This is a genomic window from Microcoleus sp. AT8-A3, from assembly GCF_036705675.1.
Classification (GTDB): domain Bacteria; phylum Cyanobacteriota; class Cyanobacteriia; order Cyanobacteriales; family Microcoleaceae; genus Microcoleus.
This window is the reverse complement of record NZ_JAUBVD010000018.1, coordinates 111,296-124,404: the sequence shown is the minus strand read 5'-3', so window position 1 is coordinate 124,404 and position 13,109 is coordinate 111,296. Positions and strand designations below refer to the sequence as shown.

General features: G+C 46.9%; 11 protein-coding genes. 8 read left to right on the top strand and 3 right to left on the bottom strand.

All coding sequences use genetic code 11. The features are described from left to right. Nucleotides 1–538: 538 nt before the first annotated feature. A complete protein-coding gene (locus QUB51_RS13580) occupies nucleotides 539–664 on the bottom strand; it encodes a hypothetical protein (protein WP_333209394.1) in 126 nt (41 codons plus the stop codon). A 233-nt stretch (nucleotides 665–897) separates the two neighbouring features. On the opposite strand from QUB51_RS13580, the gene QUB51_RS13575 reads away from it, so the two are divergent. The 5 genes from QUB51_RS13575 (at nucleotide 898) to QUB51_RS13555 (ending at nucleotide 6,636) form a co-directional block, all read left to right on the top strand. Beyond that, complete coding sequence (locus QUB51_RS13575) at nucleotides 898–2,085, top strand: HEAT repeat domain-containing protein (RefSeq protein ID WP_333250222.1); 1,188 nt, start codon at nucleotides 898–900, stop codon at nucleotides 2,083–2,085. 402 nt (nucleotides 2,086–2,487) lie between these two features. After that, nucleotides 2,488–3,573: a glycosyltransferase family 4 protein gene (locus QUB51_RS13570; protein ID WP_333264422.1), complete on the top strand. Its 1,086-nt coding sequence runs from the start codon at nucleotides 2,488–2,490 to the stop codon at nucleotides 3,571–3,573. Between the two features lie 135 nt (nucleotides 3,574–3,708). Then, the gene (map, locus tag QUB51_RS13565; protein WP_333046484.1) at nucleotides 3,709–4,470 is read left to right on the top strand and encodes a type I methionyl aminopeptidase; all 762 of its coding nucleotides are present in this window, start codon (nucleotides 3,709–3,711) and stop codon (nucleotides 4,468–4,470) included. Between the two features lie 288 nt (nucleotides 4,471–4,758). Beyond that, the gene (locus QUB51_RS13560; RefSeq protein ID WP_333058410.1) at nucleotides 4,759–5,688 is read left to right on the top strand and encodes an LD-carboxypeptidase; all 930 of its coding nucleotides are present in this window, start codon (nucleotides 4,759–4,761) and stop codon (nucleotides 5,686–5,688) included. Nucleotides 5,689–5,853: 165 nt separating this feature from the next. Further along, on the top strand, nucleotides 5,854–6,636 hold the full coding sequence (locus tag QUB51_RS13555; RefSeq protein WP_333264425.1) for a hypothetical protein: 783 nt from the start codon (nucleotides 5,854–5,856) through the stop codon (nucleotides 6,634–6,636). A 111-nt stretch (nucleotides 6,637–6,747) separates the two neighbouring features. Here the strand turns inward: QUB51_RS13555 and QUB51_RS13550 are convergent, their stop codons facing one another. Continuing rightward, nucleotides 6,748–7,251 carry a YetF domain-containing protein gene (locus QUB51_RS13550; RefSeq protein ID WP_333209400.1) on the bottom strand — a complete coding sequence of 168 codons (504 nt, stop codon included), beginning with the start codon at nucleotides 7,249–7,251 and terminating at the stop codon, nucleotides 6,748–6,750. A 315-nt stretch (nucleotides 7,252–7,566) separates the two neighbouring features. Here QUB51_RS13550 and hemE point away from each other — a divergent pair, with 315 nt between their 5' ends. From hemE to QUB51_RS13535, 3 genes are all read left to right on the top strand, one after another. After that, nucleotides 7,567–8,631: a uroporphyrinogen decarboxylase gene (gene hemE / locus QUB51_RS13545; protein ID WP_333058417.1), complete on the top strand. Its 1,065-nt coding sequence runs from the start codon at nucleotides 7,567–7,569 to the stop codon at nucleotides 8,629–8,631. A gap of 607 nt (nucleotides 8,632–9,238) precedes the next feature. Further along, entirely contained in the window at nucleotides 9,239–10,204 is a 966-nt protein-coding gene (locus tag QUB51_RS13540) for an NAD(P)-dependent oxidoreductase (protein ID WP_333058418.1), read from the top strand. Between the two features lie 820 nt (nucleotides 10,205–11,024). Beyond that, nucleotides 11,025–12,617: a B12-binding domain-containing radical SAM protein gene (locus QUB51_RS13535; RefSeq protein ID WP_333053968.1), complete on the top strand. Its 1,593-nt coding sequence runs from the start codon at nucleotides 11,025–11,027 to the stop codon at nucleotides 12,615–12,617. 110 nt (nucleotides 12,618–12,727) lie between these two features. Here the strand turns inward: QUB51_RS13535 and QUB51_RS13530 are convergent, their stop codons facing one another. Next, nucleotides 12,728–13,108: a type II toxin-antitoxin system VapC family toxin gene (locus tag QUB51_RS13530; RefSeq protein WP_333105045.1), complete on the bottom strand. Its 381-nt coding sequence runs from the start codon at nucleotides 13,106–13,108 to the stop codon at nucleotides 12,728–12,730. Nucleotide 13,109: the final 1 nt, after the last annotated feature.

Genomic DNA, 13,109 nt, shown 5'->3' with positions numbered 1-13,109 from the left:
AAAAAGGACGGGCGGGACGCCCATCCCACAATAACAATTAAAATTGTAAGTTATTTAATTCGCGCTCCTAATTGGGTACAAATAAACAGAACGTTGACAGAGGACGCCTGCGTGAAAGGGTCTACTCGCTCTCACTATAAATCCTAACTAAATCCGACCCTACTTTTACAAGATAGTATGATTTTTGGCGATTGCTAGCTAAATACAATATTTCCTAACGGTTATCTTAGTCGATCGCCCAAACACTTCTATCCGCCATAATTGCCCGCTGCAAATTAACATCTGTCAAATCAGCGCTCTCTTTGTTACAGCATTTTTCGTAAAAAAACCCGGTTTCTTCGATCGAGAGTGCGTCCTGGAATGTACGGAAAATATGCGGTTTAGCAGCGAAGAATTAACGAAAAAACCCTGTTTCACGTTTGCAGTGCCAATGCCCCTGTCCCACTTCCGCCCAAATTCACACAAAAACGATCGACCTGCAGGCTCGGAAGCTTGTTAAACTTTTGGTCATGCCACGCTATTGGTGAGAAATCGACGGCTAGCCACAATCGTCTGCTAACGCCCCCGCAGTGCTGGGCTGCGCGGCCTGCACTGCACACTGCACGTAGGTGAGATTAGCTGCAATCAACTTTCGGGATGCCGCTGCTAAAGTCGCGGCCGCCAATGTAGTTGTTCGTTTTAAACTAATTAAACTAATTATTTAAAGGAGTTGCACGTCAATGACACAATTGTGCTTATAAGAAATATCTGGCTCGGTGCCCTCTCAAACCAGGGTTTTTCGCTAGTCTGGTGCTATTTGTGAGTTAGTTAAGCCCATAGCAGCTAGGATCGAGCTAACTCACGGTTAAACTAAAGCTCGTCATGCGGCGTTGCCTCTCAAAACCCGGATTGAGTCTTATGGCGCATTACCGCTCCTCTGTATGTTTGTTCACCTGCATTGCCTGTCTGGGCGTTGCGTTCAGTCCAAGTGCCGACGGAGGGCAACAGGTACTCAATGCCTCTGCGCGTGCTGTTTCCCAAGAAATTGCTCAGGCGAACTCTCCCCCGGACGATCGCCAGAATTCCAAGCCTCTAAAACCGTCTCCAGCGCCCGATAAAAGCAAATCTCAGCCGTCCAAAACGTCCAAATCTAATTCTAAGATCCCGAAATCGGTATCCAATTTGCTCGTCATTTTGTCTCGTCAGCGGGGGTTCTTAATGTTGGGTTTGGCAGCAGTTGTCGTCACGGCAGCGGCAGTATTTATCATGCTCAAATTAGTTAGCAGTGACGAGTCAAATTATCCTAAGCGAAGACGGGGAAGATTTGAGCGCCACAACCCAAAAAACTCTCCATTCACTAATCCCGATTCTCCTACAAACTCGCACCAAATTAGGCCACAAGAGACTTCTTCTGGGGGACAATCGCTGTCAGCCTTGCCCTACCCTTTTGGTTTGCCAAAAGGCCACAGTATTGAGAGCAGCGCTCAACCTTTTATCATGGAATCCCGGCAACCAGAACCCGATGATGCAGCCGTCGAGGGCGATCGAATTAATTCCGACACATCGCCCTTGGAAACTCACAGCAACGGATACAGCAACACAGGTTTCAACATTCCCGAAACAACTAATCAAACCGATTCCCTAGCGAAGAAGAAAAATATTGCCCTTCCCGAAACGGATCGTAGACCTCAAGTTGATATTATTGAAGCACTGATTGAAGATTTGCAGCAGCTAAATCCGGCAAAGAGAGGCAAAGCAATTTGGGAACTAGGTCAGCGGGGAGATTCCAGAGCAGTTGAGCCGTTGCTCGATTTGCTAGCAAATTCCGACTCCAAGCAGTACAGTTTAATTTTGGCAAGTCTCTCGGAAATTGGCATTCGCACGCTCAAACCCATGAATAATGCGTGGTCAATCTCGCTGCAAAATGAAAATCCCGAAGTGCGTAAAAATGCAATTCGCGACTTGACGCGGATTTACGAATTGGTGAATCAAATCAGTTACTTGTTGCACCGTGCGACGGACGATCCAGATCCAGAAGTTCAGGAAACTGCTCGCTGGGCAATCAATCAGTTAAACCGCCTCCGTCCGCGTTCTGGGATGGATTAATAAATGTAGCAATTTTCAAATTATTTGAAAATAGAGATTTGAGATGGGAGAATTTATAATTTAGATTATGTTAGAATTAGTGACGGCTGACTAAGCTGTGGAGCATTTAAACCAGTAACGAGGCTAGTAGGGTGCGTCAGCTAGAACCCTTACGCTGAAACGGAAAACCTTAGATGCTGACGCACCTTACGCAAGCCCTTTAAATGCCGAACAGCTTAATGACTACTGATATCATGTCCGATCGATCGCCCACAATACATAGGTCGGGGCGGGTTTGTGAGATTGTCCGTTTTTGGCAAATATTATTGGTGAACCCGCCCCTACAGGAATCAGGGTAATCGACCGGACATGATATGACTAATGACTAATAACTAATGACTAATAACTAATGACTAATAACTAATGACTAATAACACTTTAAAACTATTGTTTCTGTCAACTTCTGTCGGTCAACTCGGTTCGGGGTTGGGCGGCGGAGTCGAACTTACAGTCCTTAACCTAGCTAAAGAATTGCAGAGTCGGGGTCATAAAATAGGAGTTGTAGCGCCGATAGGTTCAGTCTTAGAATCAATTTCTGTAATCGAAATAACGGGTGAGTTGCAAGTAACCGCCCAAACACAAGATTACCATGCTCCTATTGTGATGCCCGCCGACTCGGTGCTGGCGAATATGTGGGAATATGCTCGCCAAGTTCAGGATGAATGGGATGTGATTGTTAATTTTGCCTACGATTGGCTGCCGTTTTATTTGACACCATTTTTTAGGACTCCGATCGCACATTTGATCAGCATGGGATCCCTTTCTGCAGCCCTCGATCGCATTGCCGAACAAACCGCCGCCCAGTTTCCTGGTACGATCGGAGTTCACACCGCTTCTCAAGCCAAAACATTCACCTTTGCCGAGGAATGTCAGTTGTTGGGAAGCGGCATTGATTTATCGCTGTACCAATTTTGCAACAAATCCCAGTCTAAATTAGCTTGGCTAGGCCGCATCGCCCCGGAAAAAGGCTTAGAAGATGCAGTAGCAGCAGCGAAAATTACAGGCATTCCCCTCAAAATTATGGGCAAAATGCAAGATGAGGATTATTGGCAAAAAATTTGTGCAGATTACCCGGATGCTCCGGTAGAATATTTAGGGTTTTTGACAACAACCCAAATGCAAGAGCAAACCCGTCAGTGCCAAGCATTGTTGATGACACCACGTTGGGTGGAAGCTTTCGGAAATGTCGCGATCGAGGCTTTAGCGTGCGGTGTACCCGTGATTGCTTACGAGCGCGGGGGGCCGGCGGAAATTGTTAGAGACGGACTGACGGGCTTTTTAGTGCAGCCTGATAGTGTAAATGGCTTGGTAGGTGCGATCGCCCGCTTAGACAAAATTGACCGCAGCGCTTGCCGGCGACAAGCAGAGGTAGAATATTCTTTATCAGCTTTGGGCGATCGTTGTGAACACTGGTTCAAATCTATCACTGCTAGTAGGGTGCGTCAGTAATAATACTGGCCAATTTGTAGAAAGATTCGCTGACTGATGCACCTTACAAGTTTATGGAACAGCAATTCAAATCTATTCTCAAATTGAGTTAAATAAACTCTTAAGCGACCACAAAAAAAGAAAACTGAAACAACTATGGCAACCGAACGTTTAGTGCTTTTATCCAGTAGAGAAATCGAAAAAATGCGCCAAGCCGGCCGTTTAGCGGCCGAACTTCTGCTGCATCTCGAACCGATGGTAAAACCGGGTGTCAGCACTTTAGAAATTAACGACGAAGCCGAACGCTGGACTTTGGCACACGGAGCAAAAAGCGCTCCCCTAGGCTATAAAGGATTTCCCAAATCTCTGTGTGCAAGCGTCAATGAAGTAGTCTGTCACGGCATCCCCAATGCGAAACAAATTCTTAAAGAAGGTGACATTATTAATATTGATGTAACCCCTTTAGTTGATGGTTATCATGGCGATACTTCCAAAACTTTTTTTGTCGGGAAACCTTCACCGGTAGCGAAAAAGTTAGTTGAAGTAACCGAGGAATGTTTAAGAAGAGGAATTGCCGAAGTCAAACCGGGTGCTCGTACCGGCGACATCGGTGCAGCGATTCAAGAATATGCTGAAGCACAGGGTTTTTCGGTAGTGCGAAATTTTGCGGGACACGGCGTTCACCGAGTCTTTCACACTGAACCAGAAATTCTGCACTACGGTAAGCGGGGCACAGGAAAGAAGCTCAGACAAGGCATGGTTTTTACGATCGAGCCGATGATTAATGAGGGTACTTGGGAAGTGGAAATTCTCGCCGATGGTTGGACATCTATCACCAAGGATGGAAAGCTTTCGGCTCAATTCGAGCACACTCTGGCTGTGACTGATTCTGGGGTGGAAATTCTAACTTTACCTTAGTAATGATTAACAAATAATCTGAAAAACTCACTCCTAAATCAATAATCAACCCTATCCCGTAGGGGCGGGTTCACAGAAAATTTCCGCATGAAACAGACAATCTCGAAAACCCGCCCCACCCAACGAAATATGTAAATGTGGGTAAGGTTGATGTCGATAGTCCCTGGGTTTGGGGCGGGTTTTGGAGATGGTTTGTTTTAATAGTTGATGGTTGGTAAAACCCGCCCCTACAGAATTACCGTTAATTCACAAAACACGATATAACAAATAACTAATAACTAATAACAAATGACTGACATAAAATTTCTGCAACCAGGAGATTTGCTCAAAGTAATTGCCCCTAGTGGCACTTTGCGAGAATCAACCAACTTTGAAAAGGGTGTAGAAATTTGGAAATCTCGCGGCTATCGAATTGAATTAACACCGGGTTTTGACGATCGCTGGGGCTATTTGGCAGGTTCCGACGAAAACCGCGTCCGACAGCTAGCAGATGCCCTCAATGACCCGGATTGTCGCGGTATTCTCTGTGTTCGAGGTGGTTTCGGCAGCACTCGACTTTTGGAAAAAGGAAATGTGGGAAAGGCGGAAAATTCCCAATTTCCAACTCCCGATTCCCATTCGCCGAAATGGTTAATCGGCTTTTCAGATATTACTGCTTTGCTGTGGAATCACGACAAATTGGGGATTTGGGGCGTTCACGGCCCGATGCTGACAACTTTGGCGGATGAACCGGATTGGTCTGTCGATCGACTTTTTGACTGCATCGAAGGTCGTCCCTTACAATCTTTGCAAGGTAAAGGATGGGGCAGCGGACAAGCCACGGGGCCGCTGTTTCCGGCGAATCTGACGGTGGCTTCTCACTTGCTCGGAACCCCGTATCAACCGGATTTGACGGGGGTTATTCTCGCATTTGAGGATGTTTCCGAGGCTCCTTACAGGGTCGATCGAATGTTGACTTTGTGGCGGATGGCGGGGGCTTTCACTGGGGTGCGGGGCATTGCTTTGGGACGCTTCAGCCGCTGCGAGATTGAGCCGAGTATTCCCAGTTTTAGCATTGAAGAGGTTTTGCGAGATCGGCTGGGGGACTTGAATATTCCGATTGTCTCGGATTTGCCTTTCGGGCACGAGGGAGTTAACGCTGCTTTACCGATGGGAATTATGGCGAGTCTCGACGCTGAATCGGGATTGCTGATTTGTGGCGATCGATCGCAACTTTAGATTAGGGCTCAACGTCTATAACTTTAACATGAGATTTTGCACCCGCTAAATATTCCCGTTAGGTGAGGTTGACACGGTTGGCAGAAATTACATTTAAAATGGATTGTGTATGCAAATGTCTGCGCCAAGAAAGCAAAAAAAATTTTAAATTTTCCAGAGGTTGATATGAAAGCACACAACTTGTTAAACAGTATTGCTGCCGCATTCCTAGTTACAGGATTGGCACTTACGAGCATTTCGTCTAGTGCTGTTGGCGAACAGATACGGAATAACGATCGCGTTGCCGGAGTAATTCGCCGCACTTCCCCGATTTACCGTTTTCGGAATATGTGGGTTCCGGGTTCTCCAACGGAAGAATTGCGCGGCCAAGAATACACATTCAGCGCCAGGGAAGGCGACAACATTGAAGTGTTTTTAGATACAGATAGAAGCCGCGGTTTTACTCCCGTCATGGTGCTATTTTACGGGAACAACAAACAAGTCGCTTTTACGCAAGACCGTTCTTTTAATTATCAAATTCCCCGTAGTGGCGATTACAAACTGTTAGTGTTAGCAAAAGATGCTGCCAGGGGCGGTAACTACACGCTGGAAGTTGCGGGAATTGATGGGGGCGACAGACGATCTCGCAATTCGCGGGACGATTGGTACACGAGGCGAGATGACGATCGATATGACGGTCAATATGACAGAGCACAGATTCTGCAAGATGATTTTGGCTTGCGGTCTGTTGATTGTCGCGAGAGACGTTCTATGGTGAGAGTAAGGTTTGACGATGGTAATCAAGATTCAACTTACTGCGCTGTCCCGAATAGAAGGTTTCCGGCGGGAGATTATTACTACAATTCGCGGACTAGAAATTTAGATTCGGCGAGGCGGAATGATAGTAGATTCGATGCGAGCCCAGATCAATGTCGGGTAGTTGTGGGCGGAGTGTGCGTGACGAGATAGTTTCGATTTAATTAACCGTAGGGTGCGTCGCCCAGTAAAATCTACTATTAAGCTTGAAAATGGAGCAGCGACGCACCATATAAGATGAGTCTCTACAGATTTAACGATCGACTAAGCTACATCTTTGAGAGCCGATCGCGAATTGTTCGGAGATTTTTTGATAACGCTCATGCTGCCGTCGGTTTCCAGCACGACTGCTTCGATTTCTTCGATCGACGCGCAGCCCGTCCCCCGAATCGCCGCCCGAATTTCCGATTCACCCACGCGCTGCTGCCGCATCGCCACAGGCAGAAATTGGCCTTGGCTGAGCAGCATAGTAGGTTCGGCTTTGATGAGATTTTTTACCCACTTTACCCGCACCGCAAGCCACGTGACGATGAATTGCAGCCCGATGAGTAAGCCGAGGGCGAAAACGCCCTCGACGAAGGAAACGTCTTTTGACATGATGACAGTCGCCAGCGTCGAACCGAGGGCGATGGTAACGATGAAATCGAAGGCATTCCACTTCGACAGAGTTCGCTTGCCGGAAACTAGCAGCAAAAAAATCAGCGCGGCGTAAGCGGAAACGCCGAGCGTCAAAATCCGAATTATTTCAAACCAATTGTCAAAAAACATATTTTTATTTCGCGGTTGTGATTTTCTGCGCTTTGCCGCTGCACCAGTGCTAGAGGCTTCGTCTGCTTGAGGTCGCGGTCGCGGATTCTGTTAGTTTGCATGGTCATTGTAGCAAAAGGGTGGATGTGAAAATTCCCTATTAGCAAGAGTTTCACCTATTAAGAATTCCTTGACCGTGCCAGAAGGTTGCTATCGAACTCAGCCACTTTCCTCATCTCCCTCCCCGCTGACAGATGAATTTTTTGTCAAAAAGGACGATCGCACAGTGGTAAGCTACCAAAGGCATTGAAATATCTAAGGTAGAGAAAAGTTAAAATGTCGGCATTAAATGAAGTTCCCTTGTTGTTGCGGGCAGCCCGCGGCGAAACTCTAGACCGCCCGCCCGTGTGGATGATGCGTCAAGCCGGGCGCTACATGAAGGCTTATCGAGATTTGCGAGAAAAGTATCCCTCGTTTCGCGAACGTTCCGAAATTCCCGAAGTGGCGATCGAAGTTTCCCTTCAGCCGTGGCGCGCGTTTCAACCCGACGGCGTAATTCTGTTTTCCGATATTGTCACCCCCATGCCCGGTTTGGGCATCGACATGGACATCGCCGAAGGTAAAGGCCCGATTATCCACTCACCCATCCGCACTCAGCAGCAAATCGACGCGCTGCAACCGCTGAACCCGGAAGAAAGCTTGCCGTTTATCAAAACTATCCTGAAATCCCTGCGCGAAGAAGTCGGCAACAAATCCACCGTGCTCGGTTTTGTGGGCGCGCCGTGGACGCTGGCGGCCTATGCGGTTGAGGGCAAAGGTTCTAAGGATTATGCCGTCATCAAAAACATGGCATTTTCCGATCCAACTTTACTGCATCAGTTGCTGTCGAAATTTGCAGATGCGATCGCCGTTTACGTGCGCTATCAAATCGACTGCGGCGCGCAAGTCGTGCAAATGTTCGACTCCTGGGCCGGCCAACTCTCCCCGCAGGACTACGACACCTTCGCTCTACCTTACCAGAAACAAGTATTCGAGCAAGTCAAAAAAACCCATCCTGACACCCCGCTAATTCTGTTAGTCACCGGTAGCGCCGGCCTCCTCGAACGCATGACAACATCCGGCGCGGATATCATCAGCGTCGATTGGACGGTTGACATGGCCGACGCGCGCCGACGTTTGGGCCCGAATATGAACGTTCAGGGAAATCTCGATCCGGGCGTGTTGTTTGGTTCTCAAGCGTTTATTCGCGATCGAATTCTTGATACAATTCGCAAAGCCGGCCCGCGCGGACACATCCTCAACTTGGGACACGGTGTATTACCGGGTACTCCCGAAGACAACGTGCGTTTCTTCTTTGAAACGGCAAAACAAGCCGACAAATTGCTTGCAGTTGCTGCTTGAGTCCGACAATCCGACAGGGGTTGAAACCCCTGTCTCATAGCTAAAGTCCTCGCTATGAGGACTAAAGATTAATATTTCAGTCGGTTTTAACTGAGATATTGCAGCAATATCAATAAGAGGATTTTTCGTGGGGTCGGGCGGGTTTATAGAACCTATTTGCAAGCTTTAAAACTGTTGGCGAACCCGCCCCTACGGCTAATTGAGAATGGTGCAAGATATCGGTTTTAACTCACCGAAGAGCACCCTTGCCAATAAAACATCCCGTAGGGGCGGGTTCACCAATAGCTTTAAAGAGTGCAGACAGGTTAAATAAACCCGCCCCCAGCCACAAAAAAGCCCTTTATTAACAATGGTACTCTTCAGTCGGTTTCAACTCACATCTTGCACCCTTCTCAAGAACAGGCTTTTCGGCCTGTTCCACAAGAAAATTCACTCTTTGTGGAACAGGCCGAAAAGCCTGTTCCTAAACAAGTAATTGAGAATGGCGCAACATCTCAGTTTCAACCGACTTTTGCCCGACGCCAGGGGTTTCAACCCCTGGCGGATTGCAGGAGAATGAAACAGCCCTATTCTCCCCCTTGCCGTCCCCCCCTTCCCCTTCTGCAAAATGAACGCCAAAAAAATTTTCATAACGGGTGCAAGTGGCTGTATCGGTCACTACATGGCCGAAACTTTGATTCAAGAAACAAACCACGAACTTTACCTCTTAGTTCGCAACCCCGAAAAATTAAAATTTGACTGGAAAGCCCGCCCCGGCATCAATATCATACAAGGCGATATGCGAGATATCGAGCAACACGCCGAACTTTTGCAAACAATTAATGTAGCAATTTTAGCTGCCACTGCTTGGGGAGGAACTCAAGAAGTGTTTGACGTTAACGTAACGAAAACTCTCCAGCTAATTCAACTACTTTCGCCACAGACTTGCCAACAAGTAATTTATTTTTCAACGGCCAGCATTCTCGGTAGAGACAACAATTTGCTTAAAGAAGCCGGGGAACTGGGGACAGATTATATTAGCTCAAAATACAACTGCATGGTGCATTTGTCAGCCTTGACAAATGTGCCTCCGATTACGGCACTTTACCCGACATTAGTATTGGGAGGAGACGCCGAAAAACCAGTCTCTCACTTGTCATCTGGCCTGCCACTTGTCGCAAAATGGATTGGTTTGATTCGCTGGTTTAAGGCAGATGGCAGTTTTCACTTCATCCACGGCGCAGATATTGCTAAAGTAGTTAATTATTTAGTTGAACATCCGCCGGCTTCCGATGAACCGCGACATTTTGTGCTAGGAAATCCGGCGATTACAGCTAACGAAGTGGTAGAACAAGCTTGCGAGTATTTGAATAAAAAGATATTTTTTCGGATAACTCTGTCACCTTGGCTGGCCGATTTCTTTATTTGGCTGTTCCGAATTCAAGTGGCTGCTTGGGATAGATTTTGCATCAGCTACCGCCATTTTACCTATCAAAATCTTGTGAATCCCGAAACCATAGGAATGCCGAGTTACTGCGGCACAGTTGCTGATATGTTAAAAACTAGCGGGATTCCCGATAAAAATAAAAAGTAGTCCGTACACTCCGCACCAATAATCGGACGGGCTAGAAGCCCATCCCACAAGAAAGATTGTGGGATGGGCTTCTAGCCCGTCCCTAATTATTTTGGCGCTTCTCAAATCCCATCCCACAAAAAACAATTTGTGGGATGGGCTTCTAGCCCATCCCTAATTCTTTATGCTATTGAAGTCTACTGTTTCAATTTCTTTTTTGCCTTAGTCCCATGCTTTTTAAATGCGATTATCGTCAATTAAGGGTCAAATACGATAAGATATCAGCATTTGCACACTTTAACAGGGAACTGCAAGCTAAAAATTGCGCTCAATTTGTTTGTCTTAGGGGGTGTCACCCCTCGCCAGATATTCGATCGAGTGCAAGATCGTAATTTTAGCCTTAACATTAAGTCTTGAGAGTCGATCGAACTCTCAAACACGCCAGCCCGATCGCAAGTTGTTTACTGATGTCAGAAACCTCAGCCTAAAGGCGTGAGGCTTGAAAGAGAAATCTAACAGGCCATTCTGACCAGACTAAGCTTTAAATAGCTACGTTATTTAGGTCACGACACCCGCTTGATGCGAAGCTAGTCCCTTGCTCTGTCGCTAGTGGTTAAACAGTCTTAAGGTCACGCTCGACAGTGCTGCTAGCCGGCGCAAGCCTTTATAACTTTGTCGAAGCTAACTTTCAGAAATGGGAGTTTGGGGCAACCATTCCCCAAAAATCGGAGAGGTTGCATAAAATTCCCTCTCCGACCCCGAAAGGGGATTTAATTCAATGTAAAGCCGTCCTATAAGGACGGGGCTTCAGACCCAGTTTTTTGGTGAGGTTTAACATATAATGCGAGTCCTTCTAGTTTACCCGCTGTTTCCGAAAACATTTTGGTCTTACGAGAAAATCCTAGAATTAGTCGATCGTAAAGTTCTGCTGCCACCGCTGGGTTTGGTAACAGTAGCAGCTATTTTACCCCAAGAATGGGAATTTAAGTTAGTCGATCGCAATATCAGACAAATCACCGAAGCAGAATGGGAATGGGCAGAGCTCGTTATTCTCTCCGCAATGATTGTCCAAAAAGAAGATTTGCTAGACATCATTCGCGAAGCAAAACGGCGCGGTAAATCCGTAGCTTGCGGCGGCCCTTACCCCACCTCTGTACCCGAAGAACCTCAAGCAGCGGGCATAGATTACCTGATTCTCGACGAAGGCGAAATCACCTTGCCGATGTTCGTCGAAGCAATCGGGCGGGGCGAAAAAAGCGGAATTTATCGATCGGACGGCGTAAAACCCGATGTTACCACAACCCCAGTCCCCCGCTTCGACTTGCTGGAATTAGACGCCTACGATTCCATGTCGATTCAATTTTCCAGAGGCTGCCCTTTCCAGTGCGAATTCTGCGATATCATCGTCCTCTACGGCCGCAAACCTCGCACGAAAAACCCCCAACAATTGATAGCAGAATTAGACTATCTCTACAACTTGGGCTGGCGGCGCGGCGTGTTCATGGTAGACGACAACTTTATCGGCAACAAACGCAGCGTCAAACTGTTGCTAAAAGACTTAAAAGTCTGGCAAGAAGAACACAAATTTCCCTTTACTTTCAACACAGAAGCATCCATCGATTTAGCCCAAGATCAAGAATTGATGGACATGATGGTTGCTTGCAATTTCAATGCAGTGTTTTTAGGGATTGAAACTCCCGACGAAGAAAGCCTGCAAATGACGAAAAAATTCCAAAATACCCGCAATTCCCTGATCGAATCCGTAGAGTTAATTGCCAAATCCGGTTTGCGAGTAATGGCCGGATTTATCATCGGATTTGACGGCGAAAAACCCGGTGCCGGTCAGCGGATTGTCAAGTTTGCCGAAGCAGCAGCCATTCCTAGCACAACCTTTGGAATGCTGCAAGCTTTGCCGCACACTGCATTGTCCCACAGACTAGCAAAAGAAGGGCGGTTGCGCGACAAATCTGGCAACCTCAACCAGACTACCTTGATGAACTTCATTCCCACGCGGCCTCTCGAAGATATTGCCCGCGAATATGTCGAGGCATTCTGCGAAGTGTACGATGCTGAGAAATATTTAGACCGGACTTATCGCCATTTCTTAATGTTAGGTGCACCCACAGCAAAGATACCTGCAAGAGTTCCCAGTTGGATCGATTTGCGAGCACTGTTAACTGTGGTTTGGCGGCAGGGAGTCAAGCGCAAAACTCGGTGGAAGTTCTGGCATCATTTGTTCAGCATTCTCAAGCGCAATCCTGCTGTTTGGGATCACTATTTAACCGTATGTGCTCACAACGAGCATTTCCTCGAATACCGCCAGATTGTGCGGGATGAAATTGAAGCTCAATTGGCTGAGTTTTTGGCGTCGGAGTCTCAAACTGTATATCAAGAACCTGTTGCTGTTGAGGAAAAGCAAGTGCAAGCGGTTTAGGGTTCGAGAATTCTACCTAATAGCCAGATACCCGACTTCTTAAACAAGTCGGGTATCTGGCTATTCTCTTTTGTTATCTGGGCTTACTGATAAAATTTTTGCCTTCTTCATCACCACACCCGCTGAATTGGATAAGCATCAAAAGCCTCATCACGACTAATCAAAACCAGCGAATGATTCATCGTCTGTGCTACCAGAATGCGATCGAAGGGATCTCGATGATGCAGAGGAAGACCTGCGTAAATCTCAGTGTCTTCAAATGTAATTGGTAGAATTTGAGCGTTAATGTATTGCAATTCCTTCGGCAGGTCTTCAAATGGCCGATTCAGTTGAAGCTTACCGACATTGATTTTAATAGAGATTTCCCAAAGGCTGGCAATACTAAAATACAAACCTGTTTTAGTATCGATCGCTTCTTTTGCCTTACTACCTAGATTGGAATCGCCAAGCAAATACCACAGAAAGGCATGAGTATCTAAAAGGGAGTTCATG

Excerpts from the sequence above, each read along its gene's own strand:
- QUB51_RS13575 (WP_333250222.1), top strand. The coding sequence starts at position 898 with ATGGCGCATTACCGCTCCTCTGTATGTTTGTTCACCTGCATTGCCTGT.
- QUB51_RS13540 (WP_333058418.1), top strand. The coding sequence starts at position 9,239 with ATGAACGCCAAAAAAATTTTCATAACGGGTGCAAGTGGCTGTATCGGT.
- QUB51_RS13550 (WP_333209400.1), bottom strand. The coding sequence starts at position 7,251 with ATGTTTTTTGACAATTGGTTTGAAATAATTCGGATTTTGACGCTCGGC.
- QUB51_RS13570 (WP_333264422.1), top strand. The coding sequence starts at position 2,488 with ATGACTAATAACACTTTAAAACTATTGTTTCTGTCAACTTCTGTCGGT.
- hemE (WP_333058417.1), top strand. The coding sequence starts at position 7,567 with ATGTCGGCATTAAATGAAGTTCCCTTGTTGTTGCGGGCAGCCCGCGGC.
- QUB51_RS13555 (WP_333264425.1), top strand. The coding sequence starts at position 5,854 with ATGAAAGCACACAACTTGTTAAACAGTATTGCTGCCGCATTCCTAGTT.
- map (WP_333046484.1), top strand. The coding sequence starts at position 3,709 with ATGGCAACCGAACGTTTAGTGCTTTTATCCAGTAGAGAAATCGAAAAA.
- QUB51_RS13535 (WP_333053968.1), top strand. The coding sequence starts at position 11,025 with ATGCGAGTCCTTCTAGTTTACCCGCTGTTTCCGAAAACATTTTGGTCT.
- QUB51_RS13530 (WP_333105045.1), bottom strand. The coding sequence starts at position 13,108 with ATGAACTCCCTTTTAGATACTCATGCCTTTCTGTGGTATTTGCTTGGC.
- QUB51_RS13560 (WP_333058410.1), top strand. The coding sequence starts at position 4,759 with ATGACTGACATAAAATTTCTGCAACCAGGAGATTTGCTCAAAGTAATT.